Annotated in this window: 28 protein-coding genes; 16 read left to right on the top strand and 12 right to left on the bottom strand. The window is 72.4% G+C overall.

The features are described from left to right. Positions 1-43: 43 nt before the first annotated feature. Both ABZ671_RS00370 and ABZ671_RS00365 read right to left on the bottom strand, forming a co-directional pair. Positions 44-1,078 carry a 2-oxoacid:ferredoxin oxidoreductase subunit beta gene (locus ABZ671_RS00370; protein WP_357848849.1) on the bottom strand — a complete coding sequence of 345 codons (1,035 nt, stop codon included), beginning with the start codon at positions 1,076-1,078 and terminating at the stop codon, positions 44-46. Then, positions 1,071-2,918: a 2-oxoacid:acceptor oxidoreductase subunit alpha gene (locus ABZ671_RS00365; protein WP_357848846.1), complete on the bottom strand. Its 1,848-nt coding sequence runs from the start codon at positions 2,916-2,918 to the stop codon at positions 1,071-1,073. The genes ABZ671_RS00370 and ABZ671_RS00365 overlap by 8 nt, the downstream gene beginning before the upstream one ends. A gap of 335 nt (positions 2,919-3,253) precedes the next feature. On the opposite strand from ABZ671_RS00365, the gene ABZ671_RS00360 reads away from it, so the two are divergent. Then, the gene (locus ABZ671_RS00360; protein ID WP_357848843.1) at positions 3,254-3,631 is read left to right on the top strand and encodes an NADH-quinone oxidoreductase subunit A; all 378 of its coding nucleotides are present in this window, start codon (positions 3,254-3,256) and stop codon (positions 3,629-3,631) included. A 1-nt stretch (position 3,632) separates the two neighbouring features. Here the strand turns inward: ABZ671_RS00360 and folP are convergent, their stop codons facing one another. Continuing rightward, positions 3,633-4,502: a dihydropteroate synthase gene (gene folP / locus ABZ671_RS00355; RefSeq protein ID WP_357848840.1), complete on the bottom strand. Its 870-nt coding sequence runs from the start codon at positions 4,500-4,502 to the stop codon at positions 3,633-3,635. A gap of 149 nt (positions 4,503-4,651) precedes the next feature. On the opposite strand from folP, the gene ABZ671_RS00350 reads away from it, so the two are divergent. The 4 genes from ABZ671_RS00350 (at position 4,652) to ABZ671_RS00335 (ending at position 7,176) form a co-directional block, all read left to right on the top strand. Beyond that, positions 4,652-5,392 carry a DivIVA domain-containing protein gene (locus tag ABZ671_RS00350; protein WP_357848837.1) on the top strand — a complete coding sequence of 247 codons (741 nt, stop codon included), beginning with the start codon at positions 4,652-4,654 and terminating at the stop codon, positions 5,390-5,392. After that, complete coding sequence (locus ABZ671_RS00345) at positions 5,389-5,883, top strand: SRPBCC family protein (protein ID WP_357848835.1); 495 nt, start codon at positions 5,389-5,391, stop codon at positions 5,881-5,883. Before ABZ671_RS00350 ends, ABZ671_RS00345 begins: the two co-directional genes overlap by 4 nt. A gap of 48 nt (positions 5,884-5,931) precedes the next feature. After that, complete coding sequence (locus ABZ671_RS00340) at positions 5,932-6,516, top strand: DNA-3-methyladenine glycosylase I (protein ID WP_357848832.1); 585 nt, start codon at positions 5,932-5,934, stop codon at positions 6,514-6,516. A 63-nt stretch (positions 6,517-6,579) separates the two neighbouring features. Next, complete coding sequence (locus ABZ671_RS00335; protein WP_357848829.1) at positions 6,580-7,176, top strand: hypothetical protein; 597 nt, start codon at positions 6,580-6,582, stop codon at positions 7,174-7,176. Between the two features lie 15 nt (positions 7,177-7,191). Here ABZ671_RS00335 and ABZ671_RS00330 read toward each other — a convergent pair whose 3' ends face one another. Both ABZ671_RS00330 and ABZ671_RS00325 read right to left on the bottom strand, forming a co-directional pair. Then, positions 7,192-7,983 (bottom strand): enoyl-CoA hydratase-related protein, encoded by a 792-nt coding sequence (locus tag ABZ671_RS00330; RefSeq protein ID WP_357848826.1) that lies wholly within the window; start codon positions 7,981-7,983, stop codon positions 7,192-7,194. A gap of 3 nt (positions 7,984-7,986) precedes the next feature. Further along, the gene (locus ABZ671_RS00325; RefSeq protein WP_357848823.1) at positions 7,987-8,805 is read right to left on the bottom strand and encodes a PaaX family transcriptional regulator C-terminal domain-containing protein; all 819 of its coding nucleotides are present in this window, start codon (positions 8,803-8,805) and stop codon (positions 7,987-7,989) included. A gap of 190 nt (positions 8,806-8,995) precedes the next feature. Here ABZ671_RS00325 and ABZ671_RS00320 point away from each other — a divergent pair, with 190 nt between their 5' ends. Both ABZ671_RS00320 and ABZ671_RS00315 read left to right on the top strand, forming a co-directional pair. Then, complete coding sequence (locus ABZ671_RS00320) at positions 8,996-9,163, top strand: DUF3117 domain-containing protein (protein ID WP_203990634.1); 168 nt, start codon at positions 8,996-8,998, stop codon at positions 9,161-9,163. A 144-nt stretch (positions 9,164-9,307) separates the two neighbouring features. After that, positions 9,308-10,768, top strand: coding sequence for a leucyl aminopeptidase family protein (locus ABZ671_RS00315; RefSeq protein ID WP_357848820.1), 1,461 nt, complete (start codon positions 9,308-9,310; stop codon positions 10,766-10,768). Positions 10,769-10,779: 11 nt separating this feature from the next. On the opposite strand, the gene ABZ671_RS00310 is transcribed toward ABZ671_RS00315, so the two are convergent. Further along, entirely contained in the window at positions 10,780-11,352 is a 573-nt protein-coding gene (locus ABZ671_RS00310) for an O-methyltransferase (protein ID WP_357848817.1), read from the bottom strand. A 307-nt stretch (positions 11,353-11,659) separates the two neighbouring features. Here ABZ671_RS00310 and ABZ671_RS00305 point away from each other — a divergent pair, with 307 nt between their 5' ends. Further along, positions 11,660-12,955, top strand: coding sequence for a trypsin-like peptidase domain-containing protein (locus tag ABZ671_RS00305; RefSeq protein WP_357848814.1), 1,296 nt, complete (start codon positions 11,660-11,662; stop codon positions 12,953-12,955). 71 nt (positions 12,956-13,026) lie between these two features. Further along, on the top strand, positions 13,027-13,452 hold the full coding sequence (locus ABZ671_RS00300; protein ID WP_357848811.1) for a preprotein translocase subunit TatB: 426 nt from the start codon (positions 13,027-13,029) through the stop codon (positions 13,450-13,452). A 34-nt stretch (positions 13,453-13,486) separates the two neighbouring features. Here ABZ671_RS00300 and ABZ671_RS00295 read toward each other — a convergent pair whose 3' ends face one another. After that, entirely contained in the window at positions 13,487-14,632 is a 1,146-nt protein-coding gene (locus tag ABZ671_RS00295) for an Mrp/NBP35 family ATP-binding protein (protein WP_357848809.1), read from the bottom strand. A gap of 126 nt (positions 14,633-14,758) precedes the next feature. Between ABZ671_RS00295 and ABZ671_RS00290 the strand changes: the two genes are divergently transcribed. Continuing rightward, positions 14,759-15,628 carry a PhzF family phenazine biosynthesis protein gene (locus tag ABZ671_RS00290; RefSeq protein ID WP_357848806.1) on the top strand — a complete coding sequence of 290 codons (870 nt, stop codon included), beginning with the start codon at positions 14,759-14,761 and terminating at the stop codon, positions 15,626-15,628. Between the two features lie 22 nt (positions 15,629-15,650). Then, positions 15,651-16,166 carry a hypothetical protein gene (locus ABZ671_RS00285; protein WP_357848804.1) on the top strand — a complete coding sequence of 172 codons (516 nt, stop codon included), beginning with the start codon at positions 15,651-15,653 and terminating at the stop codon, positions 16,164-16,166. Between the two features lie 3 nt (positions 16,167-16,169). On the opposite strand, the gene ABZ671_RS00280 is transcribed toward ABZ671_RS00285, so the two are convergent. Next, the gene (locus tag ABZ671_RS00280; RefSeq protein WP_357848801.1) at positions 16,170-16,874 is read right to left on the bottom strand and encodes an HAD family hydrolase; all 705 of its coding nucleotides are present in this window, start codon (positions 16,872-16,874) and stop codon (positions 16,170-16,172) included. Positions 16,875-16,982: 108 nt separating this feature from the next. On the opposite strand from ABZ671_RS00280, the gene ABZ671_RS00275 reads away from it, so the two are divergent. After that, the gene (locus ABZ671_RS00275) at positions 16,983-17,939 is read left to right on the top strand and encodes a DMT family transporter (RefSeq protein WP_357848797.1); all 957 of its coding nucleotides are present in this window, start codon (positions 16,983-16,985) and stop codon (positions 17,937-17,939) included. A gap of 78 nt (positions 17,940-18,017) precedes the next feature. Next, positions 18,018-20,201: an APC family permease gene (locus ABZ671_RS00270; protein ID WP_357848794.1), complete on the top strand. Its 2,184-nt coding sequence runs from the start codon at positions 18,018-18,020 to the stop codon at positions 20,199-20,201. Positions 20,202-20,449: 248 nt separating this feature from the next. Here the strand turns inward: ABZ671_RS00270 and ABZ671_RS00265 are convergent, their stop codons facing one another. After that, positions 20,450-21,274, bottom strand: coding sequence for an SDR family NAD(P)-dependent oxidoreductase (locus tag ABZ671_RS00265; protein WP_357850560.1), 825 nt, complete (start codon positions 21,272-21,274; stop codon positions 20,450-20,452). 76 nt (positions 21,275-21,350) lie between these two features. Here ABZ671_RS00265 and ABZ671_RS00260 point away from each other — a divergent pair, with 76 nt between their 5' ends. Next, positions 21,351-22,307, top strand: coding sequence for a CoA ester lyase (locus ABZ671_RS00260; protein WP_357848791.1), 957 nt, complete (start codon positions 21,351-21,353; stop codon positions 22,305-22,307). A 67-nt stretch (positions 22,308-22,374) separates the two neighbouring features. Here ABZ671_RS00260 and ABZ671_RS00255 read toward each other — a convergent pair whose 3' ends face one another. Continuing rightward, the gene (locus tag ABZ671_RS00255; protein ID WP_357848788.1) at positions 22,375-22,851 is read right to left on the bottom strand and encodes a DUF4190 domain-containing protein; all 477 of its coding nucleotides are present in this window, start codon (positions 22,849-22,851) and stop codon (positions 22,375-22,377) included. A 116-nt stretch (positions 22,852-22,967) separates the two neighbouring features. Between ABZ671_RS00255 and ABZ671_RS00250 the strand changes: the two genes are divergently transcribed. Then, complete coding sequence (locus ABZ671_RS00250) at positions 22,968-23,858, top strand: SDR family NAD(P)-dependent oxidoreductase (protein WP_357848785.1); 891 nt, start codon at positions 22,968-22,970, stop codon at positions 23,856-23,858. Between the two features lie 3 nt (positions 23,859-23,861). Here the strand turns inward: ABZ671_RS00250 and ABZ671_RS00245 are convergent, their stop codons facing one another. Then, positions 23,862-24,269, bottom strand: a complete 408-nt coding sequence (locus tag ABZ671_RS00245; protein ID WP_357848782.1) for a DUF4190 domain-containing protein — start codon at positions 24,267-24,269, stop codon at positions 23,862-23,864. A 176-nt stretch (positions 24,270-24,445) separates the two neighbouring features. Between ABZ671_RS00245 and ABZ671_RS00240 the strand changes: the two genes are divergently transcribed. Next, the gene (locus tag ABZ671_RS00240) at positions 24,446-25,642 is read left to right on the top strand and encodes an acyl-CoA dehydrogenase family protein (RefSeq protein WP_357848779.1); all 1,197 of its coding nucleotides are present in this window, start codon (positions 24,446-24,448) and stop codon (positions 25,640-25,642) included. On the opposite strand, the gene ABZ671_RS00235 is transcribed toward ABZ671_RS00240, so the two are convergent. Then, complete coding sequence (locus ABZ671_RS00235; RefSeq protein WP_357848776.1) at positions 25,623-26,435, bottom strand: hypothetical protein; 813 nt, start codon at positions 26,433-26,435, stop codon at positions 25,623-25,625. The genes ABZ671_RS00240 and ABZ671_RS00235 overlap by 20 nt on opposite strands. Positions 26,436-26,505 lie beyond the last annotated feature (70 nt).

Genomic DNA, 26,505 nt, shown 5'->3' with positions numbered 1-26,505 from the left:
CGGGAGACAGCAACTTCCCCACACGTGCGTGAATCTTGGCGCGCTAGGCGATCGTCCAGGTGTCGCCGGTGGCGAGGAGGCCGGCGAGTTGTTGCTCGGGGGTCTCGTCGGTCTTCGCCTTGGCGGCGGCGACCTGTTCCTGCACCGCGCTGTCGTAGGTGGGGCGGGTGACGGAGCGGAACACGCCGATGGGGGTGTTCCGCAGGTCGAGGTCGGGCAGCCGGGACAGGGCGAAGGCGTACGCCGGGTCGGTGACGCCCGCGTCGTGGACCACGATCTGGTCGGCGGGGGTGGAGGCGGTGTCGCGCACCTCCAGCCCGAAACCGCCCGGCGGGTGCACCACGCAGTGCTGGCCGTCCTTGCCGAACGTGATCGGCTGGCCGTGCTCCAGCCGGATCAGGTAGTCGTCGCGGGTGGCCGGCTCCTTGAGCGGGTCGAAGGCGCCGTCGTTGAAGATGTTGCAGTTCTGGTAGATCTCCACGAACGCGGAGCCCTGGTGTTCGGCGGCCGCCCGCAGCACCGACTGCAGGTGCTTGCGGTCGGAGTCGATGGTGCGGGCGACGAAGGTGGCCTCCGCGCCGAGCGCCAGGGACAGCGGGTTGAACGGGGCGTCCGCCGAGCCGACCGGGGTCGACTTGGTGATCTTGCCGACCTCGGAGGTCGGCGAGTACTGCCCCTTGGTCAGGCCGTAGATCCGGTTGTTGAACAGCAGGATCTTGAGGTTGACGTTGCGGCGCAGCGCGTGGATGAGGTGGTTGCCGCCGATGGACAGGGCGTCGCCGTCACCGGTGACGACCCACACGGACAGGTCGGGTCGGGTGGCGGACAGGCCGGTGGCGATCGCCGGGGCGCGGCCGTGGATGGAGTGCATCCCGTAGGTGTTCATGTAGTACGGGAAACGCGACGAGCAGCCGATCCCGGAGATGAACACGGTCCGCTCACGCGGGATGTTCAGCTCCGGCATGAAGCCCTGGACGGCGGCGAGGATGGCGTAGTCGCCGCAGCCGGGACACCAGCGCACTTCCTGGTCGGACTTGAAGTCCTTGGCGGTGAGCTTGAGGGCGACGGGCTCAGACATTCTTGCAAACCTCTTCCAGCATCGTCTCCAGCTCGGCGGCGGTGAACGGCAGGCCGCGGACCTGGTTGTAGCCGATCGCGTCGACCAGGTATTTCGCCCGGATCACGTGGGCGAGCTGGCCGAGGTTCATCTCGGGGATGACCACCCGGTCGTAGGCGGCCAGCACCTGACCCAGGTTGGCCGGCATCGGCGCCAGGTGCCGCAGGTGGGCCTGCGCGACGGGCAGACCACGCTGGCGCAGGCTACGGCAGGCCGCGCCGATCGGCCCGTAGGTGGAGCCCCAGCCGAGCACCAGCACCCGGGCATCACCGTCGGGGTCTTCCACCTCCACGTCCGGCACCGGGATCGTCTCGATGCGGGCCGCGCGGGTGCGGACCATGAAGTCGTGGTTGGCCGGGTCGTAGGAGATGTCACCGGTCTTGTCGGCCTTTTCGAGGCCGCCGATGCGGTGCTCCAGGCCGGGGGTGCCCGGGATCGCCCACGGCCGCGCGAGGGTCTGCGGATCCCGCAGGTACGGCAGGAACGTGGTGCCGTCCTCGCCGTTGGGCGCGGTGGCGAACTCCACCCGCAGATCCGGCAGGGACGCCACGTCGGGCAGCAGCCACGGCTCCGAGCCGTTGGCGACGTAGTTGTCGGACAGCAGGATCACCGGGGTGCGGTAGGTGAGGGCGATCCGCGCCGCCTCCAGCGCCGCGTAGAAGCAGTCCGCCGGGGAGCGGGGGGCGATCACCGCGACCGGGGCCTCACCGTGCCGGCCGTACAGGGCCATGTTCAGGTCGGCCTGCTCGGTCTTGGTCGGCATGCCCGTCGACGGGCCGGCCCGCTGCACGTCCACGATCACCAGCGGCAGCTCCAACGCCACCGCCAGGGAGATCGTCTCACCCTTGAGCGCCACGCCCGGGCCGCTGGTGGTGGTCACCCCCAGGGAACCGCCGTACGAGGCGCCCAGCGCCGCGCCGACCGCGGCGATCTCGTCCTCGGCCTGCATCGTGATCACGCCGAAGCGCTTGTGCTTGCTCAGCTCGTGCAGGATGTCCGACGCCGGGGTGATCGGATAGGCCCCGAGGAACACGGGCAGCCCCGAGCGCACCCCTGCGGCCACCAGCCCCAGCGACAGCGCCTGGTTGCCGGTGATGTTCCGGTAGGTGCCCGGCAGCATCCGCGCCGGCTTCACCTCGTACCGGACGGAGAAGTCCTCGGTGGTCTCGCCGAAGTTCCAGCCGGCCCGGAACGCGGCGACGTTCGCCGCGACCAGCTCCGGTCGGGCGGCGAACTTGCGCTCCAGGAAGCGCAGCGTCGACTCGTACGGCCGCGAGTACATCCACGACAGCAGGCCGAGCGCGAACATGTTCTTGGCCCGCTCGGCGTCCTTCTTGGACACCTCGTGCTCGGCCAGGGCGCCGATCGTCATCGAGGTCAACGCGACCGGGTGCACGACGTAGCCGTCGAGGGAACCGTCCTCCAGCGGGTTGGCCGTGTAGCCGACCTTGGTCAGGTTCCGCTTGGTGAACTCGTCGGTGTTGACGATGATGTCGGCCCCGCGCGGCAGATCCGCCAGGTTCGCCTTCAACGCCGCCGGGTTCATCGCCACCAGCACGTTCGGCGCGTCGCCGGGGGTCAGGATGTCGTAGTCGGCGAAGTGCACCTGGAAACTCGACACACCCGGCAACGTCCCGGCAGGGGCCCGGATCTCCGCCGGGAAGTTGGGCAACGTGGAGATGTCATTGCCCAGCTGGGCCGTCTCCGACGTGAACCGGTCACCGGTGAGCTGCATGCCATCACCCGAGTCACCGGCGAACCGGATCACGACCCGGTCCAGCTGACGGATCTGCTTGGTCACGCCCGCACCTCGCTTCGCTCAGCGCCGTCGCAGGGGCGGCTGAACATGATGGTGACCCCGCCTTGCCCCGCCACGTGCCCTCCTAGACGCGCTGTTGCCGCCCGGCCGTCCGTCCCCGTAGCCGGGCCCGCTTCAATTCTCACGTCAGAGCCTACGTCGGCCCGTTAGGGCAACCTTGGTCGAGGTCCGACGTATGGGACCCGATCAAGTTACTGTATGCCCGTCTTTGCGGCGCTTGGTACCGCTGCCCGTAATTCACAACACAGCACGACCGGAGACGGGCGGCGCGCGCCACCCGTCGGTGCCGGGACCGCCGGGCCGGTAGGCTGCCGGCCGTGACCGATTACCTCGGCTCGTACGCCACGCTCGGTCTCCTGCTGCTCGCCGCCGTGCTCTTCTTCGTGATCGCGTTCTCGGCCAACCGGTTGCTACGTCCCGGCCGCCCGGCCAACCCCTGGGGCAAGCGGGCCGGCTACGAGTGCGGTATCGACCCGGTCGGCGGCGACTGGGCGCAGATGCAGATCCGCTACTACGTCTACGCCTACCTGTACGTGCTCTTCGCGGTGGAGGCGGTCTTCCTCTTCCCCTGGGCGCTGATCTTCGCTCGGCCCGGGTTCGGCGCGACCACCGTGGTGGAGATGGCGGTCTTCATCGCCGTGGTGGCGCTCGGCATCCTCTACGCCTGGCGCAAGAACGTCCTCCGCTGGGCCTGACTCAGGCCAGCCCGCGGCGGGTCAGCGCCGGGGGTCGGTCCCCCCTGATCGACGCCACCATGTCCAGCACCCGCCGGGTCTCGCGGACCTGGTGGGCGCGGAACACCCGGGCGCCCAGCCAGGCCGACACGGCGGTGGCGGCCAGCGTGCCCTCCAACCGGTCCGGCACCGGCAGGTCCAACGTCTCGCCGATGAAATCCTTGTTCGACAGGGCGACCAGCAGCGGCCACCCGGTGTCGGCGAGTTCGGCCAGCCGCCGGGTGATCTCCAGCGAGTGCCGGGTGTTCTTGCCGAAGTCGTGCGCCGGGTCGATCAGGATCCCGTCCGCGCGTACGCCGAGGGTGACCGCGCGCTCGGCGAGCCCGGTCACCGTCGTGACCACGTCGGCCACCACGTCGTCGAAAGCGGCCCGGTGCGGCCGGGTCCGCGGCGCGAGACCGCCCGCGTGCGAGCAGACCAGCCCGGCGCCGGTCGCCGCGGCCACCCGCGCCAGCGCGGGATCCGCCCCCGACCAGGTGTCGTTGAGCAGGTCGGCGCCGGCCGCCACCGCCTCCACCGCCACCTCGGCCCGCCAGGTGTCGATCGAGATGACCACGTCGGGGAAGGCGGCCCGGACCGCGGCGATGGTGTCCACCGTCCGCCGGATCTCCTCGGCCACGTCCACCTCGTCGCCCGGCCCGGCCTTGACCCCGCCGATGTCGATGATTTCCGCGCCCTCGGCCACCGCCCGTTCCACCGCGCGCAGCGCGCTGTCCTGGGCGAAGGTGGCGCCCCGGTCGAAGAATGAGTCCGGCGTGCGGTTGACGATCGCCATAACCACCAGCTCACCGGGGGAGTACGTCCGCCCACCGAGCCGTAGCGCCCCGGCCATGCCACCTCCTGATCTCCGGTTGCCCGCCCGCCGCCCCCGACGCTATCCGGTCCCGCTCCGGCCGGTCCGCCCGGTACGTCGGGCGTCGAACCTTCATCGAAGCGCTTGGAGGGCTCGCCCGATGCCGGCGCGCATGCCACGATCTGTCCATGGGTCAGATTCTGCTCCTCTTGGTCGTCGGGCTGACTGTCGCGGCGGTGGTGTTCGGGGTGACGGTGTTGGTGTCCGGGCGCGATCCGGGCCTGGTGCCCGTCGAGCCGGACGGACGGGCTGTGCCCTTGCCGGGCAGCCGCCCGCTGCACGAGGCGGACGTCGCCGAGGTGCGCTTCGACACCGCGCTGCGCGGCTACCGGATGGCTCAGGTCGACCAGGCGATGCGGCGGGCCGCGTACGACATCGGCTACAAGTCCGAGCTGATCGGCGTGCTGGAGGCCGAGGTCGCCGCGCTCCGCGAGGGGCGGACCGAGGAGGCCGAGGCGCTGCGCCGCACCCGGGAGAAGGCCGTCTCGGCGGCCGACCGGCCGGACGCCGACCGCCCGGCCCGCGCAGCCGACGAGACCGGGGCGGCCGACGGGACCGGGGCGGCGGGCGAGACCGGGGCGGCCGACGAGGCTGACAAGGCCGGGGTGGCCGCTGCACCGGCCGCGGCTGCCGTCGAGGACGAGAAGGCGCCGGTCACTGCCGGTCCGGCACCGGCCGGTCCGCTCGCCCCGGTCGCCCGGCCGGTCGACCGGGAGCCGGCCGACCGGCCAGTCTCCCTGCGTCCGCCGGCCTCCGACGCCTCGGCCACCGAGCCGAGCGGCCCGAAGGCCATCGACATTGACCTCGGTGACGTGGGTGCCGACGGCGACCGAGAGCGCGGTGGGGTGGTCCGGTCGGAGTCGGCGTGACGGGCCCGGCGGGCGACGGCTTCGCCGAGGCGGCCCGGCCCGGTGCCGGGGAGGTCACCGCGACGGTGATCGTCAACGCGCGCGCCGAGCGGGTCTTCGCCGCGCTGACCGCCTGGGAGCGACAGTCCGACTGGATTCCGCTCACCACCGTCCGGGTGGTCGAGGGGGACGGTGGCGAGGGGAGCCTGGTCGAGGCGGTCACCACGCTCGGCCCGGCCGTGCTGCGGGACGAGATGCGGGTGGTCCGGGTGGACGCCCCGTACGAGGTCGGGGTGGTGCACTGCGGCACGCTGCTGCGCGGCCCCGGCGTGCTGCGCTGCACCCCGGTGGAACGGGACCGGACCCAGGTGGTGTGGCACGAGTGGTTCCATCTGCCCGGCGGAACCGCCGGCCGGGTGGCCTGGCCGGTGGTCTGGCCCGGCTCGAAGTTCGGCCTCACCCGGGCGTTGCGGAAGTTCGCCCGCCTGGTGGAGCAGGGCCGGCTGCCGTGACCGACGGCGCGCGGCCCGCTGTCGGTGGGCGGGCCTACCGTGTACGCCGTGACTGACCTGGTGACGGGCGCCGACGGGCTGCCCCGCTGCGCCTGGGGGGCGAGCACCCCCGACTACGCCCTCTATCACGACGGGGAGTGGGCCCGCCCCCTGCGCGGCGACGACGCGCTCTACGAACGGCTGACCCTGGAGGCGTTCCAGTCCGGCCTGTCCTGGCTGACCATCCTGCGCAAGCGTCCGGCGTTCCGGCTCGCCTTCGACGAGTTCCGGATCGAGAAGGTCGCCGGCTACGGCGAGGCCGATGTTGCCCGGCTGCTCGCCGACGCGGGGATCGTGCGCAACCGGGCCAAGGTCGAGGCGGCCATCGCCAACGCCCGAGCCGCCCTGGAACTTCCCGACGGCCTCTCCGCGCTGCTCTGGTCGTACGCGCCGCCGCCCCGGCCGGCCAGGCCGCGATCATTCGTCGAGGTGCCGGCGTTCACTCCGGAGTCCACCGCGCTGGCCAAGGCGCTCAAGAAGCGCGGCTTCCGCTTCGTCGGCCCCACCACCGCGTACGCGTTGATGCAGGCCACCGGCATGGTCGACGACCACCTCGCCGGCTGCCACATCGCCGTCGAGCCACCTCGGGCGTGAGCCGGGCGGCGTCCGGTGGACGTGCCGGGACCGGCACCGGCCGCGCGTGGTGGGATTGGTTGCATGACCGACACCGAACTCCACCCGCCCGGCGCCTGGGCGGTGCTGCTGCCCGCCGAGCGGTACGAGGCCGAGCGGCTGGTGCACCACGACACGCTGGAGCTGACCGGGTTCGAGGACCAGGCCCGGTCCCGGGCGGGTGACCTGGTCGCGGTGCTGGTCCACGAGCCGTTGCGGCTGGTCGCCCTCGGTCGGGTCGCCCTGACCACCGGGGAGACCCGGGAGGATCCGGACGATCCCCAGTCCGAAGCCGGCCCGGGGACGCTCGTGGTGTCGTACACCCGGCGGGTGCTCGACGAGCCGGTGCCGATCGACGGCCTGCCCCTCGACGGGCCGGTGACCCGGCTCGACCCGGCGCTCTGGCGGGAGCTGGCCGACCGGCTCGGCCCGCCCCCGGCCCGCCGGTCCTGGCTGGTCAGCCTCGACCTGCCGATCGAGGCGGCCTCGCCCGCCGAGGCGGTCCGGCTCTTCTGGTCCTACGTGCAGGAGCTGGGCCCCCGGGAGCTGCCCGCCTTCGTGTCGCCAACCGGCGACGAGCTGGCCATGCAGGCCTTCGTGCTCGGGGCCGAGGCCAACCAGGATCCGGAAGAGGACGACTGACTACCGGCCGCCCGGTCAGCGGCCCTCGAAGGTCGGCTTCTGCTTGTTGACGAACGCCATGGTGGACGCCCGGTGGTCGACGGTGGCGCCGCAGGTCGACTGCGCCTGCGCCTCGGCGGCGAGCGCGTCGGCGAGCGTGCCGGCTTCGGCGACGGAGAGTTGGCGCTTGATCGCCCCGTACGCGACGGTCGGGCCGGCGGCGAGCCGGGCGGCGAGTTCCTGCGCGGTCGGCAGCACCTGCTCGTCGTCGGCCACCAGCTTGGTGAGCAGGCCGAGCCGGGCGGCTTCCTCGGCACCCACCGGCTCGGCGAGCATCAGCAGCTCGACGGCCTTGGCGTGGCCGACCAGCCGGGGCAGCGTCCAGGAGGCACCGGTGTCGGCGGCGAGCCCGACCCCGGCGAAGGCCATCAGAAACTTCGTCTTCGGGCCGCCGATCCGGAAGTCGGCGAGGAACGCCAGCGAGGCTCCGGCCCCGGCGGCCATGCCCCGGACCGCGGCGACCACCGGCTTGGGCAGGTTGCCCAGCCGGGCGGCGATCGGGTTGTAGTGGGCCCGAACGGTGGCCAGCGGGTCCGCGTCGGCGGACTCGAGGCTCTGCACGTGCTCCCGCAGATCTTGCCCGGCGCTGAACGAGCCGCCCGCGCCGGCCAGCACGACCGCCCGGCAGGAGGGGTCGCTCTCCAGCTCGGCCAGGGTGTCGCGGAGCGCTTCCTTGAGCGCGACGTCGAGCGAGTTCATCGCCGTCGGGCGGTTGAGCGTCAGGGTGACGACGGCGTCGGTGCGGTCGACGAGCAGCGGCTCGGTCACGTTCTAACGACCCTTCTGTCGGGCAAGGCGGTGGTTGCCGTCGAGGCACTGCTCGACGTAGCGGTCGGCGGCCGGCCGCAGCCGGGCCGCGTGCCGGTCGAAGAAGCTGGCCGCGCTGCTGCCCGGCCAACGTTCGGGCAGCAGCGCCGGGGGCAACTGCGGGTCCCGGAAGAGGAAGGTACGCCACGCGTGGACGAGCCGGAACCGGGCCGCGTACGCGGCCTCGTCGCTGCTGCGCGCGGTCACCTCGGACAGGAGTTGCTTCTGCTCGGTGACGAACCGCTCGTACGCCCGACCGATTTCGGCGAGGTTCCAGGCACGGCGGACCACTCTGATCGCGCCGGGGGTGCCGGCGGCGTGGGCGGCGGTGAACCGCTCGTAGCGCACGCCGGCCTCGGCGAGCAGGATGTCCACGTCCTCGCCGGGCCGGGTGGCCACCCAGGTGCAGTCGTCGAGCGTGCCGTAGCCGAGGTAGGTCAGGTTGGCGGCGAGCCGTTGCCGGTCCCGTCGGGAGGCGGCGGCCTCCAGCACCAGTAGGTCGAACCGGCCGTCCCAGCCGTGCCGGCCGGTGCGGTAGATCCGGGCCGCCGCCTCGTCGAGTCGCCGGGCCGCTTTCGGTGTGATCGAATATCCCGGTCCGGTGGAAAGCCGGAGCGGTTCGAGCCAACCCTGTCGGACCATCCGGGAGACTGCGGTGCGTACCGCCGGTGGGGCGATCCCCAACGGCGCAAGCAGCTTGACCAGGGCAGCGACCGGCGCCCGCCCGCCCCTAGCCCGGAGGTGGTCGCCGTACAGGTCGAAGAGTGCCGACCGTGCCTGCATGACCGCACATTGTGACAGGCCTATTCAAGATATGCTAGGTGCTGTTACATCAAAGCTGCTTCGGTTTGGGTCCGGCGGTGTTCATCAGGGAAAATCGTTGGGCGACGCACCCGCGACGGTTGCGGGTGGTTGTGGCGAAGTGGCTGTGGGGCAACCCACCGACCCTGGTGTAGGTCTGAGGGGAGACGACATGGCGGCGATGAAGCCGCGGACGGGCGACGGTCCGCTGGAAGTCACCAAGGAGGGCCGGGGCATCGTCATGCGGGTCCCGCTGGAGGGTGGTGGCCGGCTCGTCGTCGAGATGACTCCCGACGAGGCCACCGCGCTCGGTGACGCGCTGAAGGCGGCCGTCGGCTGAGCAAGAAGCGCTCCGCGCGGCACCTGTCGTGCGAACGGTTCGTCCGTCCCTGAGCCACCGGCCCTGCCGGTGGCTCAGGGACTCCATTGGCCCAGAGAGCGGCGAATGGCCCCGCTCTGCGAACTTTCGGAGGTGCGGTCCAGCGTGCTGGCCATTCGTCTGGTGAGTGAGCCCACGCGGCTCGACACCCTCGTCCTGCCCATTCGTCCCGAAGGGTCGGAGGGCCCGGCCGCGCTGGTCCCCACCGCCTCGCCGCTCGCCGACGAGGTCCGGGCCGAGGCCACCGCGCTCCTGCCCGTCGCCCGGCTGGCCGGTGACGCCGGCGAGGTCTGGGCGCAGCTGCGTCCCGCCGGTACGCCGTCGCGCCTGATCCTGCTCGGCGTCGGCGCGGGCGACGAACACGCGTGGCGGAGTGCGGGAGCGGCGCTGGCCCGGGCCGGCAAAGATGAGACGTGCATCACAGTCGCCCTCCCGGTCGACGGCGCCACGGCGCTGCGCGGCCTGGTCGAGGGGCTGCTGCTGGGGTCGTACCGGTTCCGGCTGACCGAGGCCGGCGCGACACCCGCCCTGGCCGAGGTGGACGTCGTGGTGGCCGACCCGGGCGCGCTCGACGCGACCCTGGCCACGGCCCGGGCCACCGCCGAGATGACCCGACTGGCCCGCGATCTGACCAACACCCCCTCGTCGACGAAGAACCCGGCCTGGTTCGCCGGCCAGGTTGAGGCCGCCGCAGCCGCCTACCCGGACCTGCACCTGCGGGTCCGCGAGCCCGAGGAACTGGCGGCCGAGGGCTTCGGGGGCATCCTCGCCGTCGGTGGCGGCTCGGCCAGCGGCCCCCGCCTCGTCGAGCTGGACTGGCGGCCGGCGGACGCGCGTACCCATGTGGTGCTGGTCGGCAAGGGGATCACCTTCGATACCGGCGGCATCTCCATCAAGCCGGTGCCCGCCATGAAGCTGATGCGCAAGGACATGGCCGGCGCCGCCGCGGTGGTCACCGCGACCCTGGGCGCCGCCGCGCTGCGGCTGCCGGTGCGGGTCACCACGCTCGCGCCGCTGGCCGAGAACATGGTCAGCGGTTCGGCGTTCCGCCCCGGCGACGTCATCCGCCACTACGGCGGCCTGACCAGCGAAAGCACCAACTCCGACGCCGAGGGCCGGCTGGTGCTCGCCGACGCGATGGCGTACGCGGCGCGCGAGCTGCGGCCCGACCTGCTGGTCGACCTGGCCACCCTCACCGGCGCCAACGCGGTGGCGCTGGGTAAACGACACGCCGCCCTCTACAGCGACAATGACCAGCTCGCGACCGACCTGCTGACCGCCGTCGAGGCGGCCGGCGAGCACGCCTGGCGGATGCCGCTGCCCGCCGACTACGTCGAGTACCTGGGCAGCGAGGTGGCCGATCTGCACAGCTCCCCGGACCGGGGCGCCGGCTCGGTGGTGGCCGCGCTCTACCTCCGCGAGTTCACCGGTGACCTGCGGGACCGCTGGGTGCATGTGGACATGTCCGCCCCCTCCTGGTCCGAGGACGAGCACGCCGAGCTGACCCGGGGCGCCACCGGCTGGGGCGTACGCGGGCTGCTGCGCTGGTTGGCGACGTTGGGCTGACCGGCCCGGGGTCAGCTCCGGACGGCGGCGAGCAGGCCGTGCCCGACCGGCAGCAGGGCGGGTACCCAGTGCTCCGACTCCCGGATCGCCTTGATGGTCTCCCGGACGGTGACCGTCTCCACGTCGCGCGCGGCCGGGTCGCCGATCCGGCCGCCGGCGAGGGCGCCGTTGAGCGCGAGCACCCCGCCGGGCCGCAGCAGCCGCAGCGCGGCGTCCACGCAGGCGGTGAAGCCGGTCGCCTCCGCGTCGACGAAGACCAGGTCGTAGGCGCCGTCCGCGAGCCGCGGCAGCACGTCGAGGGCCCGGCCCGTGATGATCCGGGTACGCCCCGGCGGAACGCCCGCCTCCACGAAGATGCGCCGGGCGATCCGCTGGTGCTCCACCTCCACGTCGATGGTGGTGAGCACCCCGTCGGGGCGCATGCCGCGCAGCAGCCAGACACCGCTGACCCCGGTGCCGGTGCCGATCTCCACCACCGCGCGGGCGTTTCCGGCGGCGGCGAGCAGCCGCAGCGCGGCCCCGGCCCCGGGCGTCACCGCGTCCACGCCCACCTCGTGGGCGAGACTGCGGGCCGTGCGCAGCACGAGATCTTCGGTGACGTAGGCCTCGGCGAACTGGAGCGCCTGGGCCGTCGAGGCGCCGGAACTGGCGACCGTGGCGATGGGACACCTCCGGGCGGCGGGAGTGGTGCTGAGGGGTTGTTGCCGCTATGAGCCTAGAGGCGGGACCGGACGGGCGCAGCCGCGAGTTGGTTCGAGACGATCACGGCCGGGCAACCCATGACCCCGGTTCGGGCATCCGTGCAATCCTGGACGGTGTCCCGGGTGGCACGTTCGGCCGGCTCCGCCGGCCCGGCGCGGGACGCGCGGGACGGACTGGGAGGGCACCGACGTGACCGACGGCTGGGACTGGCGCCGGCCCGGCGGGGCCCCGACACCGGCGGAAGGGCCAGCGTCCGGGAGCCCGTCGCCTGGTGCCGGGGGCGATGCGCCCTCACCCTGGTGGTCCGACGCGCTCGCCGACCCGTGGCGCGATCCGTACGCGCCCACGGCGGTGGTGCTTCCCGCCGCACCGATCGACGGTGGCAGCGAACCCGAACCGGTCAGCGATCCGGACGCGCCTGTCCGGCCCCGGCTGCGCCAGGTCGTGCTGGTCTCGCTGATCACGGCCCTGTTCGCCGGCTCGCTCGGCAGCGCCCTGACGTACGCCCTCCTGCGCGGCGGTCCCGCCGTACCCAGCCTCGGCGCGCCGCCGGCCCAGGCCCCGGCGCTCGCCCAGCGCAAGCCCGAGTCACTGGCCGGCGTCGCCGAGAAGGCCCTGCCCAGCGTGGTGACCGTCCGGGTGGCCAGCCTGGGTGGCACCAGCGAGGGGTCAGGCTTCGTGGTCAGCACCGAGGGGCACATCGTCACCAACGACCACGTGGTCGCCGGCGGCTCCGGCAAGGTCACCGTGATCTTCAACGATGGCGGTTCGGCGTCGGGCACGGTGGTCGGCCAGGATCCGGAGTCGGACCTCGCGGTGATCAAGGTGGCGCGGAGTGGGCTGCGGCCGGTGGAGTTCGGCGACTCGGACGCGCTCGCCGTCGGTGACCCGGTGCTCGCCATCGGCTCGCCGCTCTCGCTGGCCAACACCGTCACCGCCGGCATCGTCAGCGCCCTGGACCGGACCATGCAGGCCAGCGAGCCGGGTGGTCCGACGCGCTACTACGCGGCGATCCAGACCGACGCGGCGGTCAACCACGGCAACTCCGGCGGCCCGCTGGTCGACGGCGCCGGCCGGGTGATCGGGGTGAACTCCACCATCAAGTCGCTGGTCGCCGACGGGCAGGAGGCCGGCAACATCGGGCTCGCCTTCGCCATACCGATCAACCAGGCCAAGCGGGTCACCCAGGACATCATCGGCACCGGCAAGGCCCGGCGTACGGTGATCGGCGTCCAGGTGGGCGGCGCCGGCGTGACGGGCGGGGGCGTACGCCTGGGCGCCGTCGAGCCGTCCGGGCCGGCGGCGGCCGCCGGGCTGCGCAGCGGGGACGTGGTGCTGCGGCTCAACGGGCACCCGATGGCCGACCCGACCGACCTGGTGGCATTGGTCCGCAAATACGCCCCCGGCTCGGTGGTGGCGGTGGAGTACCGGCGGGGCACGACCCGGCAGAACACCTCGGTGACCCTCGCCGCAGACGCGAAGTGAGCAGCGGACACCCCTCCCGGTCGACCCCGTGACGTGCGTAGTCTTGCGGTGACGCGGACGAGGAGGCCGGAGTGTTCGAGAACCTGAACATGTGGGAGATCGGTGCGCTGCTGCTGCTGGCGCTGCTGATCTTCGGGGACCGGCTGCCCAACGTGATCAGCGACGGGCTTCGGATGGTGCGCAACCTGCGCGCCATGGCCCGCAACGCCACCGGCGACCTGAGCCGCGAGCTGGGCACCGACATCCAGCTGGAGGACCTGCACCCGAAGGCGTTCATCCGTAAGCACCTGCTCAGCGAGGAAGACGAGCAGGCCATCCGGAAGCCGCTGCAGAGCATGTACGACGACCTGCGCTCGGACATCACCGGTGTGCACGAGGAACTGAAGGACGTCGCCAAGGCGGCCGACCCGCGTACCGCCGTCGCCCGGCCGACCACCGCCACCGGCGGCACCCCGTCGACCCCCGCCCCCCGCCCCACCTACGAGGACGCCACCTGACCGGTTGCGTCAACGGGCGGAGGGCTGGAGGCCGTCAGCGAGCGGAGGGCTTGAGGCCGAGGGGCTTGCCGAGGAGGGACTCGCGGCGGACGGCGAGACGGTCGGCGACCTGCATCAGGGCCTTGGCGGCGGGAGCGTCCGGCTGGGCCAGCACGATCGGGGTGCCGGCGTCGCCGCCCTCGCGGACGCGGGTGTCCAGCGGGATCTGCCCCAGCACCGGCACCTGCGCGCCGATGGTCCGGGTCAGCGACTCGGCGACCGCCTCGCCGCCGCCGGCCCCGAAGACCTCCATCCGCGAACCGTCCGGCAGCTCCAGCCACGACATGTTCTCGATGACGCCGACCACCCGCTGGTGGGTCTGCAGCGAGATAGCGCCGGCCCGCTCGGCCACCTCGGCGGCGGCGGCCTGCGGAGTGGTGACGACCAGGATCTCCGCGTTCGGCAGGAGCTGGGCCACCGAGATCGCGATGTCACCGGTGCCCGGGGGCAGGTCCAGCAGGAGCACGTCCAGGTCGCCCCAGTAGACGTCGGCGAGGAACTGCTGCAGTGCCCGGTGCAGCATCGGGCCGCGCCAGACGACGGCCGTGTTGCCCGGGGTGAACATGCCGATCGAGATGACCTTCACGCCGTGCGCCTGCGGCGGCATGATCATGTCCTCGACTCGGGTCGGGGCGCCCTCGGCACCGAGCATCCGGGGCACCGAGTGGCCGTAGATGTCCGCGTCGACCACGCCGACCGACAGGCCGCGGGCGGCCAGCGCGGCGGCCAGGTTGACGGTGACGCTCGACTTGCCGACGCCGCCCTTGCCGCTGGCAACCGCGTACACCCGGGTGCGGGAGCCGGGCTGCGCGAACGGGATCACCGGCTCGGCGGTGGCGCCGCCGCGCAGCGTGGACTGCAGCTGCTGGCGCTGCTCCGGGCTCATCACACCGAACTCGATCTCGACGCCGGTCACGCCGGGCACCGCGCCGACGGCGGCGGTGATGTCGCTACGCAGCTTGTCCTTCAGCGGGCAGCCGGCCACGGTGAGCAGCAACTCGACCCGGACGACGCCGTCGTCGCCGATTTCGGCGGAACGGACCATGCCGAGTTCGGTGATCGGCCGACGGATCTCCGGGTCGTTGACGGTGGCCAGGGCGGCCTGTACCGCGTCCGAGACGGTGCTGACGGGTGCTGACATGCCGCAATGCTACGTCGCCGGCCATCGGCGACCGCCGCTGGTGGGGTCGGTGTGAGCGAGTCGATGGCGCCGACACCGAGGTTCGGCGTGCTCACGGCACCAGCCCGAGGGCCTAGTGTTACCACCATGTCGACCTTGGCCTACGAGATCGTGGACGTCTTCACCGACCGCCCGTTCGCCGGCAACCCGCTGGCCGTGGTGTTCGGCGCGGAACGGCTCGCCACCGAACAGATGCAGTCGCTCGCGCTGGAGTTCAACCTCTCGGAAACGGTGTTCGTGCTGCCGCCGACGCAGGTCGGTGCGACGTACCGGGCGAGGATCTTCACGCCGGCCGAGGAACTGCCGTTCGCCGGGCACCCCAGTGTGGGCGCCGCAGTGACCGCCAGCCGTCGTGGGATGTTCGACGTGGGCACGGTCACCCAGGAGTGCGGTGCCGGGGTGCTGCCGATCGAGGTGACCGCGACCGGAGCGACCCTCACCGGCGGAACGCCCACGCTCGGCCCGGAACTCGACCCGGAGCCGCTGCTGGAGATGGCCGGCCTCACCGGCGCCGACCACGCCGGCCCGGCACCCCGGGTCGCCGGCTGTGGCCTGGAGTTCCCCTACCTGCCGGTACGCCCCGACGCGGTGGCCCGCGCCAAGGTCAACCCGGTGACGGCCGAGCGGTACGGCGTGGAACACATCAGCGTCTTCTCCTGGGACGCCGCCACGCGCACCGCGCACGCCCGGGTCTTCGTGCCGGGGATCGGCGTGCCGGAGGACCCGGCGACCGGCTCGGCCGCCCTCGGTCTCGGGGTCTGGCTGGTCGCCAGCGGGCTGCTGCCCGGCGACGGTCGCTCCGAGTACGCGGTACGTCAGGGCAGCGAGATCAATCGACCGTCCGCGCTGGCCTGCACGGTCACCGCGGCCGGCGGAGCGGCCCTGGGCGCGACGGTCTCCGGCCAGGTGATGCCGGTGGCCCGCGGCGAGATCGTCGTCCCACCCTTCCTGGGCTGAGCACGCTGAGAAGGAGGCCGGAGTGAGCGAAGAGGTGGGCGAGCGGGTCACCACGCCGCTGGTGGACGAGGCGGTGAAGAAGGCCGCCGTGGCGTGGGTGTCGGTGGCCGGCGGGCCCGCGTACGCGTTGTGGTGCCTGCCGCTCGACGGCGCGCTCCTGGTGGTCACCGGCCCCGGGGAACAGTCGGCTCCCGGGCTCGCCGACGCGGACGCGGCGGAGGTGACCCTGCGCGGCGACCACGGCGGACGGATCGTCACCTGGCCGGCCCGGGTGACCCGGCTGCGCCCCGGCACGCAGGAGTGGGAGACCGCAGCGCCGCTGGTCGCGGCGAAGCGGCTCAACGCGCCCGGCCCCGCCGCCGACCTGGTGCGGCGCTGGGCCGCCGCAGACTGCGCGCTGAACCGGCTCACCCCGGCGGGCACCCCGGTCGCCGACGCCGACCTGCCGGCCGACTCGCTGGCCGAGCCGCCCCGGGCGGCCCCGGTGGTCCGCGCCACCCGTACGCCGTTCCGGCTACACAAGGTCCGACGCCGGTGACCGTCAGGCCGGTACGGCGCAGGGGACCGGGGCGAGCAGGTCGAGCACCTCAGCCAGCGAGGTCAGTACCGGGCCGTGCCACGACCGGTCGACGTTGAAGACCATGTGGTCGGCCAGGTCCGGGGCGGCCAGCCGGACCGCCGCCATGCCGGTCCGCACCGCTCCGGTGAGCTCCTGGCTGCCCCCGTCGCCCACGTAGAGGCAGTCGGCCGGGGCGAGGTCGAGCCGGCGGCACGCGGCCCGGTAGAGCGCCGGGTCCGGCTTGCAGCAGCCCAACTGCACTGAGAACACGCACACGTCGAGCAGCGGCGCGACCGCCAGTTGGGGCAGGAACGCCGGCAACTCGTGGGTGCAGTCGCTGATCAGCCCGGTGCGTACGCCCCGCTGGCGCAGCGCGGCCAGCACCGGCACCGCCTCGGTGCGCAGGCGGGTGTCGGCGCGTACCGCCCGGTGGCGGGAGGCGACGGCGGCGCGTACCGCCCGATCGGAAGGGTGGACGCCGACCTGCTCGCAGACCCAGCGCAGGGTCGCCTCGGCGTTGCCGAGCCGGCCGGTCGCGCGCTGGTAGTAGGTGCGGTCGAGCACCTCGGTCAGGGCGGCCGACGGGCAGCCGAGCAACTCGGCGGTGGCCTGGTGGGCGGTGCCACGTTGGACGCTGCACGTGAGCGTGCCGAAAAAGTCGAACAGCACCGCCTGGTAGCTGGGCATGCGGGAGTGCCTCCGGGCGTCGAGGGGGAGGGGTCGCCGGGACGCGCATGATCGTAACGGAGCGCTGACTGCCCGTGGTGCCCGCCGGGCATGTGAGGATTGCTCTCCGTGCCTCCCGTTCCGCAACGTCCCCCGGTCAATGCGCTGACTCTCAGCGCGCTCGCGCTGGCCGTCACCGCCGTCTCGTCGTCCGCCCCGCTCATCGCGTTCGCTGCCGCGCCCGCCCTCGCCGTCGCCTGCTGGCGGAACCTGCTCTCGGCGGCGGTGCTCGGCCCGTTCGCGCTGGTTCGTCGCCGGGCCGAGTTCCGCGCGCTGACCGTCGGTGCCGGCCGGCGCGAGGGGTGGTACTGCGTACTCTCCGGGGTGGCGCTGGCCGCCCACTTCGCCACCTGGATGCCGAGCGCGAAACTCACCACGGTCGCCGCGGCCACCGCGCTGGGCGCCACTCAACCGGTGTGGCAGGGGCTGATCGCCCGCTGGCAGGGGCGACGGCTGCCAATGGCGGCCTGGGCCGGGATCGGGGTGGCCGTGCTCGGCGCGGTACTGGCCACCGGCGCCGACTTCACCGTCTCCGGCCGGGCCTTCGCCGGTGATCTGCTCGCCGTCGCGGGTGGCCTCTTCGCCGCGGTCTACACCGCCTTCGGCGAACGCGCCCGGGCCACCATCAGCACCACCACCTACACCACCATCTGCTACGGCGTCTGCGCGGCGATCCTGCTGGTGGTGTGCCTGCTCGGCGGGGTGCCCCTGCACGGCTGGCCAACGGGCACCTGGCTGGCGATCCTCGGCCTGGTGGCCGGCGCTCAACTGCTCGGCCACTCGATGTTCAACTACGCCCTGCACCGGGTCTCCGCCACCACGATCAGCGTGCTGATCCTGCTGGAGGCGCCGGGCGCGGCCCTGATCGCCTGGGTCTGGCTCGGTCAGCTGCCCCGCCCGCTCGCCCTGCCCGGGCTGGCCCTGCTGCTGGCCGGCGTCGCCGTGGTCGTCCTCGGTGGCTCCCGGGCCGGACGGCGTACCGAGCCACGCCCGATTCCCACCGACGCCGCCCCACTGGCTGGCTGACGCGTCGTCGGGACGTCGTCGCGGCCGCACTTTGGCCATTTCGCCTCCCGGCCGTCCGCTTTCCGTGACAGTGCGGGGGTGGGGAAGGGAGCGAAGCAGCCGGGCGGCCCCGAGCCGGATCGGGGGACCCTGGTCACGCCCTCGGCCGAGTTCCCGCCGCTGGCACCGCAGGAGCGGGTGGCGTTGGGCCGGATCGGGGAGCGCTGGCGGGTGCCCTGCCGCCCCGACGAGCTGCCCGTCGACCCGGCCCTGGGGCGCAACCGGCCCGGCCCGGCCCCGACCCGGTTCGGGCGGCTGGCCCCGATCGACATGTTCACCGTCGAGGAGCCGGGCGAACTGCAGGCCGCCGCCCGCGCCCAGGAGCCCGACTCCCGGGCCGCCCGGGTGTCCGCTCGGCTGCGCCGGACGCTGTTCGGCCCGCCGCTGGCCAGTAGCGCCGTCGTCTACGAGCGGATGCGGAAGCTCGTCGCCCTGCCGATCCTCTCCTCCGACCTGCTCAGCTCGGTGGCGTACGGGCCGGAGGCGATGCTGACCGTGCTGGTGCTGGCCGGCAGCACCGCGCTCGGGCTCTCCCTGCCGCTGGCCGCGCTGCTGGTGCTGCTCATGATCGCGGTGGGCGCGTCCTACCGGCAGACCATCCCGGCGTATCCGCACGGGGCCGGGTCGTACATCGTCGCCGGGGACAACCTCGGCACGACGGCGGGGCTCACGGCGGCGGCGGGCCTGATGCTCGACTACGTGCTCACCGTGTCGGTGTCGATCGCGGCGGGGGTCAGCGCGATCACCTCGGCGCTGCCCCGGCTCGGGCCGGCCGCCGTGCTGATCGGGGTGCTGGTGATCGCCGTGCTGCTCGCCGGGAACCTGCGCGGGGTGCGTACCGCCGGCAACATTTTCGTGCTGCCCACGTACGCCTTTCTGGCGGCGATCCTCGCGCTGCTGCTGGTCGGCTACGCGCGGGCGGCGGGCCGGGGCTTCGCGCCGGTGCCGCCGCCCCCGGTGCCCACCACCGAGGGGCTGGGCCTGCTGCTGGTGCTGCGCGCCTTCTCCTCCGGCGCGGTGTCGATGACCGGTATCGAGGCGGTGTCGAACGCGATACCGGCGTTCCGCCCCACCGAGTGGCGCAACGCCCGTACCACCCTCAGCTGGATGGTCAGCCTGCTGGTGGTGCTCTTCGTCGGGCTGATCGGCCTGATCCACCTGAACGGCCTGGTGCCTCGCTCGAACCAGACGATCCTGTCCCAACTCGGCCGGCTCACCTTCCCCACCGGCCCCTGGTACGCGCTCCTGCAGGCCACCACCGCGCTGATCCTGCTGCTGGCGGCGAACACCGCCTTCAACGACTTTCCCCGGCTGCTCTTCTTCATGGCCCGCAACGGCCACGCGCCCCGCCGATTTCTGCACCTGGGCGACCGGCTGTCGTTCAACAACGGCCTGGTCGCCCTTGCCCTCGCCGCGACACTCATCTTCGTCACGTTCGGCGGCCAGACCCAGTCGCTGATCCCGCTCTACGCCGTCGGCGTGTTCCTCGCCTTCACCCTGTCGCAGGCCGGCATGGTGGTGCACTGGCGCCGCCACCGGGATCGGGGCTGGCGACGCCGGCTGACGATCAACGCGGTCGGTGCCACGCTCTCCGGGGTGGTCCTGGTGATCGCCGCGGTCGGCAAGTTCGCCCAGGGTGCCTGGGTGGTGGTGATCGCGGTGCCGCTGCTGGTGCTGCTCGCCCGCTGGATCCACCGCCACTACGCCACGCTGAATCACGCCCTGGCGCTGCACGCGCCGTCGCCACCCGGGCCCGCGGCAGGTGGCGCGCCGCGCGGCCCCACCGGGTCCGCCGAGGGCGAGGAACTGCCCCAGGAGGTACGCCACCTGGTGGTCGTGCCGGTGGCCCGGCTGAACCGGGCGTCGCTGCGGGCCCTGGCGTACGCGGCCTCGCTGGGCCAGCCGACGCTGGCCGTGCACATCGCCCCCGAGGACGCCGAGGCGGACCGGTTCCGTGAGCAGTGGCGGGCCTGGGGCGACCACCTGCGGCTGGAGACCATCGTGTCGCCGTACCGGGCGGTGATCGGGCCGCTGGCGCACTACCTGGAGGCGCTGCACACCGCCCGGCCGGAGCTGACGCTGACCGTGATCGTGCCGGAGGTGGTGCTTCGCCACCGCCGGCACCGGTTTCTGCACAGTCGCGCCGGCCACCGGCTGCGCGCCGCGCTGCGCGGCCTGCCCGGCGTGGTGGTCACCAGCGTCCCGGTTCACATCGCTGATTGAGCGTCGGGCACCGCACACCAGCCTCTTGGGTCGGGCGGGAAGTGACGTCGCTATTGCATACAAACTTGATGACGTAAACGGATCACCGGCCGGGTCGGCCCCTGCCGCCTGCCGCCGCCGCCCCTACCGCCGGCCCCTGCCGCTGCGGGCCTGAATCGTCTACGTCATCAAGTTTGTAGCGACACGGGGAGACAACCATGCTCCGGCTACCAGGGCCGATGAGCGCGCGAGGGTGGCAACGCCCGCGTCTACCCGTCGAGGCCGACGGCTGTCGCGCTGGCGGTCCAGAGCCGGGCGGCGAGCGCCGGATCGGCCGCCTTGCGCAGCGGCCGGCGGGGCCGCCGGTTGTAGTAGTAGCCGCCGGAGGTCAGCCGCGACGGATCCTGGTTGGCCAGCCAGACCAGGGTCTCGGCGCCCCGCTCCGGACTGCGGAAGGGCAACAGCCGCATGCCGAGGGCGACCAGCGGGCTCTCGTTGCCGAACCGGGTGCGCACCACGCCCGGGTGGAACGAGTACGCGGGCACGTCCGGCCAGCGCCGGGCCGCCTCGGCGGCGAAGAGGATGTTCGCCTGCTTGCTGGTGCCGTACGCCCGCATCGGGCGGTAGCGGCGCAGCGTGGCGTTGAGGTCATCCGGGTCGAGGACGCCGCTGCGGTGCGCCCCGGAGGCGGTCACCACCATCCGGCCGATCCGATCCCGCAACAGGTTGCTGAGCAGGAACGGGGCGAGGTGGTTGGCCTGCATGGTCAACTCGAAGCCGTCGACGGTGGTGGCGGGCCGGAGCGCGATCGCGCCGGCGTTGTTGGCGAGCACGTCGATCCGGTCGTACGCGGCGCGCAGCCGCTCGGCGAGCCGGCGTACGTCGTCCAGGACGGCGAAGTCCGTGCGGAAGAGGTCCGGCTGCTCGCCGCAGCTGTCGCGGACCCGCTGCCCGGCGTCCCGGAGCCGGGCCGGATCCCGACCGACCAGTATCACGCGGTCACCGCGCCTCGCCAGGTCGACCGCCGCGGCCAGCCCGATGCCGGAGCTGGCGCCCGTCACCACCACGGTGCGCCGGTCGGTGAGATCTTCCACAGGCCCGTTCACTCCGGTCACGGCACGAGGTTACCGTGGCGTCACCACGACCTTTGGGATCGTTAAGGAGCGCATCATGGCCGCTGTCGGTCGCCCCCGCCGGTCCTGCCTCGCCGTGCCTGGCTCCAGCGTCAAGATGCTCGGCAAGGCGCAGGGCCTCCCCGCGGATCAGGTCTTCCTCGACCTGGAGGACGCGGTCGCCCCGCTGGCCAAGCCGGACGCCCGCAAGAACATCGTCGCCGCGTTGAACGAGGGCGACTGGGCCGGCAAGACCCGGGTGGTCCGGGTGAACGACCTGACCACGCCGTGGACGTACCGGGACGTCATTGAGGTTGTCGAGGGCGCCGGTGCCAACCTGGACTGCATCATGCTGCCAAAGGTGCAGAACGCCGCCCAGGTGCAGTGGTTGGACCTGACGCTCACCCAGATCGAGAAGACGCTCGGCCTGGAGGTTGGTCGGATCGGTGTCGAGGCGCAGATCGAGAACGCGGCCGGGTTGGTCAACGTGGACGAGATCGCGGCCGCCTCGCCCCGGGTCGAGACGATCATCTTCGGCCCGGCCGACTTCATGGCCTCCATCAACATGAGGTCGCTGACGGTCGGCGCGTTGATCCCGGACTACCCGGGCGACCCCTACCACTACATCCTGATGCGCATCCTGATGGCCGCCCGAATGCACGACAAACAGGCCATCGACGGCCCGTTCCTGCAGATCCGGGACGTGGACGGGTTCCGCGAGGTGGCCAGGCGGTCGGCCGCGCTGGGCTTCGACGGCAAGTGGGTGCTGCACCCCGGCCAGATCGACGCGGCCAACGAGGTCTATTCCCCGGCCCAGGCCGACTACGACCACGCCGAGCTGATCCTCGACGCGTACGACTGGTACACCTCGGAGGCGGGCGGGAAGCTCGGCGCGGTGCTGCTCGGCGACGAGATGATCGACGAGGCGTCCCGCAAGATGGCGTTGGTGATCGCGGCCAAGGGGCGGGCGGCCGGCATGACGCGTACGTCGTCGTTCACCCCGCCCACGCAGTGAGTGCGGGCCACCCCCGCCGAAGCGGGCTGACGGGCCGTCCCGGTCGACCCGAGACGGCCCGCCAGCGTCAGTAACTGCTGCTGCTGTCGGCGATCGCGGCGATGACGATCGCACCGATGCCCAGGATCATCAGGCCGGTGAGGACCCAGCCGATGATGATGCCGGCCTTTGCCATGCCCTCGCCCTGCTCGCCCCGCTCCCGGATCTGATTTAAAGCCACGTGCCCCATGATCGCGCCGATCGGGGCGGTGATGCAGGAGGTGAGGCCGATCAACGAGAGCGCCAGCGCGGCGATGGCCAGCCCATTGGTCTTGGCCGGCGGCGGGCCGTACGCCGGGTAGGCCGGTGGCGGGCCGTACGCCGGGTAGGCCGGTGGCGGGTAGGCCGGCGGCGGGTAGCTGCCCGCCGCGTACGGGTCGGTCGGCGCGGGCTGGCTCGGGATCGGGCTGCCACTCATCGGCAGGGTCGGGTCGGCGGGCGGACTCGACTGCTGGCCGGGCGCGTACGGGTCCTGCCAACCGCCGGACGGCGGGGGATAGCTCATCAGGTCATCTCCTGGTATGCGCGGGTTTCCCAGGGTAGCCAGTGGCGGGCAACAGCGAGACCCTCCTCTTTGAGTGCCGCGTTGCCCGAAACGTCCACAGCGGGCAGGATCTCGGCATGACCTTTGAAGCGCGCGGCGGTCGGTCGCGACGGGACGTGAGCCGCCCCGGAACGGTGCGGCGCACCCGCGGCAGCCTGCCGGCGGTCTCCGCCGAGCAGGATCAGCCGGCACCCCTCACCGAGCCGGTCACCATGCGCCTGGACGGCCGGGTCGCGCTGGTCACCGGCGCGGGCAGTTCCGACGGCATCGGGTACGCGAGCGCGCGCCGCCTCGCCGACCTGGGCGCCCGGGTGGCGATCGTCTCCACCACCCGACGGATCCACGAGCGCGCCGAGGAGTTGGGCGTCACCGGCTTCGTCGCCGACCTCACCGACGAGTCCGAGGTGGGCGCGCTCGCCGACGCGGTGGCCGAGCAACTCGGTGACGTCGAGGTGCTGGTCAACAACGCGGGGCTGGCCAGCCGGGCGAGCCCGGAGGTGCTGCGGCCGGTGGTCCAGCTCAGCTACGACGAGTGGCGTGGCGAGATCGATCGCAACCTGACCACCGCGTTCCTGTGCAGTCGGGCGTTCATCGGCGGCATGGCCGAGCGGGGCTGGGGGCGGATCGTCAATCTGGCCGCCACCGCCGGCCCGGTCAACGCGCTGCCCACCGAGGCCGCGTACGCGGCGGCGAAGGCGGGCGTGGTGGGGCTGACCCGGGCGCTGGCGATGGAGATGATCGCGGACGGGGTGACGGTGAACGCGGTCGCGCCCGGCACCATCCACACCGCGGCGTCCACCATGGCCGAGATCAAGCAGGGGCTCGGCACTCCGGTCGGCCGTCCCGGCACACCCGACGAGGTGGCCGCCGCGATCGCCTTCCTCTGCTCGCCGGCCGCCTCGTACATCACGGGGCAGATGCTGGTTGTCGACGGCGGCAACAGCGTCCGGGAGGCGGAGTTCCGCTGACTGTCAGCGGTAGGAGCCGTTGTCGGAGTTCGCCCAGATGACCAGGCCGATCCAGCCGCAGCAGACGAGCAGCCCGAGCGCGGTGAAGACGTAGCTGAGGATCAGCCCCCAGCTGGCGAGCTGGTCGCCCTCCTCGCCGGTCTGCCGGATCTGCCGCTTGGCCAGGTGGCCGCAGACGATGCCGGCCGGCGCGAAGACGAAGGCGAAGACCAGCGACAGGATGGCCAGCACGTTCGGCCCGCCGCCGCGGGGCCCCGGCCCGGGCGGCCCGTACTGCCCGTACGGGGGCTGCGGGGCGTACGGCGGCTGTTGGCCCCACGGTGGCTGCTGCGGGTGCCCGTACGGCTGGCCGTAGGGCGACGGCTCGTACGGCGACGGCGGCTGCTCCGGCTCGCCGGGTGGTTGGCTCACGCCCGCTCGCCCCCTCCGTCGCAGGTCAACGGTCCTCTCTTGCGGACGCTACCCGCAGCGGTGAACCTTTTCACAGCGGTTGGGTGGACCGGTCACCTTGGCCTCGCCGACCGCCGGACCGATACTTAGCGAGCGTTCAGTTACCCCTGAGTAAGGTGTCGACCCCGGAGGCTGAGATGGCCCGACTCGCCCAGACCCCCGGCCTGACCGACGTGCAGCGGTCGATCCTGGAGACCGTCCGGGAGTTCGCCGACCGGGAGATTATTCCGCATGCCCAGCGGCTGGAGCACGCCGACGAGTATCCCGCCGACATCCTCGACGGGATGCGCGAGATGGGCCTGTTCGGTCTCACCATCGCCGAGGAGCACGGTGGCCTCGGTGAGTCCCTGCTGACGTACGCCCTGGTGGTCGAGGAGCTGTCGCGGGGCTGGATGTCGATCTCCGGCATTGTCAACACCCACTTCATCGTGGCGTACCTGATCTCCCAGCACGGTTCGGCGGAGCAGCAGGCCCGGCTGCTGCCGAGGATGGCCACCGGCGAGGTGCGCGGCGCCTTCTCCATGTCGGAACCGGAGTGCGGCTCCGACGTGTCGGCGATCAAGTCGAAGGCGGTCCGTGACGGCGACACCTTCGTGCTCAACGGGCAGAAGATGTGGCTGACCAACGGGGCGTACTCCTCGGTGGTGGCCACCCTGGTCAGGACCGACACCGGCGCCGACTCGGTCTACGGCAACATGAGCACCTTCCTGTTGGAGAAGCAGCCCGGCTTCGGCGAGACCGCGCCCGGCCTGACCATCCCCGGCAAGATCGACAAGATGGGCTACAAGGGCGTCGAGACCACCGAGATGGTGCTCGACGGCGTCACCGTGCCCGCCTCCGCTGTCCTCGGCGGCGCGGAGCAGGTGGGTCGTGGCTTTTACCAGATGATGGACGGCATCGAGGTCGGCCGGGTCAACGTCGCCGCCCGCGCCTGCGGCATCTCCATCCGCGCCTTCGAACTGGCCGTCGCGTACGCCCAGCAGCGCCGGACCTTCGGCCAGCCCCTCGCCCGGCACCAGGCCATCGCCTTCAAGCTCGCCGAGATGGGTACGAAGATCGAGGCCGCGCACGCCCTCATGGTCAACGCCGCCCGGCTCAAGGACGCTGGCCAGCGCAACGACGTCGAGGCCGGGATGGCCAAGCTGCTCGCCTCGGAATACTGCGCCGAGATCGTCCAGGAGGCGTTCCGCATCCACGGCGGCTACGGCTACTCCAAGGAGTACGAGATCGAGCGGCTGATGCGGGAGGCCCCGTTCCTACTCATCGGCGAGGGCACCTCGGAGATCCAGAAGACCATCATCTCCCGCGGCCTGCTCAAGCAGTACAAGCTTTGACCGGCGGAAAGGAGGGGCCCCTGTTAACGCCTCCGGTATAGCAGGGGCCCCTTCTTAACACGCTGGCCTGGGGAGGGACACGGCCACAGGGTACGCGGTTCCCGCTTGCCAGTCGGCCTCCCGGCTGGGGCCTGGTTCGGGCTAGCTGTCCGATTCGGAGAGCCGTACCGCCAGGTGCTCGCGGGGCCCGGGCGACGAGGGCGGACGGGTCGTCGGCGTAGAGGCGAATCTCGTGCACCGGCCCGCTCGGGCCCTTCGGTAGCCGTACGGAGAGCGGCTCGCGGAGCACGATGTCCACGCTGGTCTGGCTGCCGGCGCCGATGTTCAGGATCGTTCCCGTGTCCGCTTGCTCGATCTGGACGGCCCTGCTCGACGGCAACGACCGGTAGCGGTGCTCGATCCGGGCGACGGCCGACCAGGGGACGAGGAAGTCGACCGAGAAGCCGTTGCGGACGCATAGCCCCGCCGCGCCGGCGGCGTGCGGGTGGATCCGCAGGCTGGCGAAGAGACCGATCATCCAGAGCACACCCCAGATCCCGAGCGCGAGCGCGGTGTGCCGGACCGGCCGCCACGGGACGGTGTGCCGGAGGATCAGATCGAAGATCGGAATCTCGATCGCGGAGAGCGCGATGAAGGCACCGAGGATCGGCTTGACCACGCCGACGTAGCTGAACGCCGCCGCCCCGGGCTCCAGAGCCGGGGGTCTGCGGAGCAGCCACCGACCGAGGCTCCCCCACATGCCCATCTCGTACGCGACCATGCGCCGCAGCAACGCGCCAGCATGACTTCCCACGGGCCACCCGCCTTCCGCCGCTTTGCATTGCAGTCGCAACGTAAACGGTCTGCAGCGACGTGTCAATGCG

It is taken from the genome of Micromonospora sp. NPDC006766 (genome assembly GCF_040636055.1).
In the GTDB taxonomy this organism is placed as follows: domain Bacteria; phylum Actinomycetota; class Actinomycetes; order Mycobacteriales; family Micromonosporaceae; genus Micromonospora.
Note: the sequence above shows the minus strand (reverse complement) of the source record. Positions and strands in the feature narration are given on the sequence as shown.

Excerpts from the sequence above, each read along its gene's own strand:
- ABZ671_RS00320 (WP_203990634.1), top strand. The coding sequence starts at position 8,996 with ATGGCGGCGATGAAGCCGCGGACGGGCGACGGTCCGCTGGAAGTCACC.
- folP (WP_357848840.1), bottom strand. The coding sequence starts at position 4,502 with ATGGCCGGGGCGCTACGGCTCGGTGGGCGGACGTACTCCCCCGGTGAG.
- ABZ671_RS00280 (WP_357848801.1), bottom strand. The coding sequence starts at position 16,874 with ATGCCCAGCTACCAGGCGGTGCTGTTCGACTTTTTCGGCACGCTCACG.
- ABZ671_RS00335 (WP_357848829.1), top strand. The coding sequence starts at position 6,580 with ATGACCGACACCGAACTCCACCCGCCCGGCGCCTGGGCGGTGCTGCTG.
- ABZ671_RS00350 (WP_357848837.1), top strand. The coding sequence starts at position 4,652 with ATGGGTCAGATTCTGCTCCTCTTGGTCGTCGGGCTGACTGTCGCGGCG.
- ABZ671_RS00260 (WP_357848791.1), top strand. The coding sequence starts at position 21,351 with ATGGCCGCTGTCGGTCGCCCCCGCCGGTCCTGCCTCGCCGTGCCTGGC.
- ABZ671_RS00370 (WP_357848849.1), bottom strand. The coding sequence starts at position 1,078 with ATGTCTGAGCCCGTCGCCCTCAAGCTCACCGCCAAGGACTTCAAGTCC.
- ABZ671_RS00325 (WP_357848823.1), bottom strand. The coding sequence starts at position 8,805 with ATGCAGGCACGGTCGGCACTCTTCGACCTGTACGGCGACCACCTCCGG.
- ABZ671_RS00250 (WP_357848785.1), top strand. The coding sequence starts at position 22,968 with ATGACCTTTGAAGCGCGCGGCGGTCGGTCGCGACGGGACGTGAGCCGC.
- ABZ671_RS00290 (WP_357848806.1), top strand. The coding sequence starts at position 14,759 with ATGTCGACCTTGGCCTACGAGATCGTGGACGTCTTCACCGACCGCCCG.
- ABZ671_RS00255 (WP_357848788.1), bottom strand. The coding sequence starts at position 22,851 with ATGAGCTATCCCCCGCCGTCCGGCGGTTGGCAGGACCCGTACGCGCCC.
- ABZ671_RS00240 (WP_357848779.1), top strand. The coding sequence starts at position 24,446 with ATGGCCCGACTCGCCCAGACCCCCGGCCTGACCGACGTGCAGCGGTCG.
- ABZ671_RS00295 (WP_357848809.1), bottom strand. The coding sequence starts at position 14,632 with ATGTCAGCACCCGTCAGCACCGTCTCGGACGCGGTACAGGCCGCCCTG.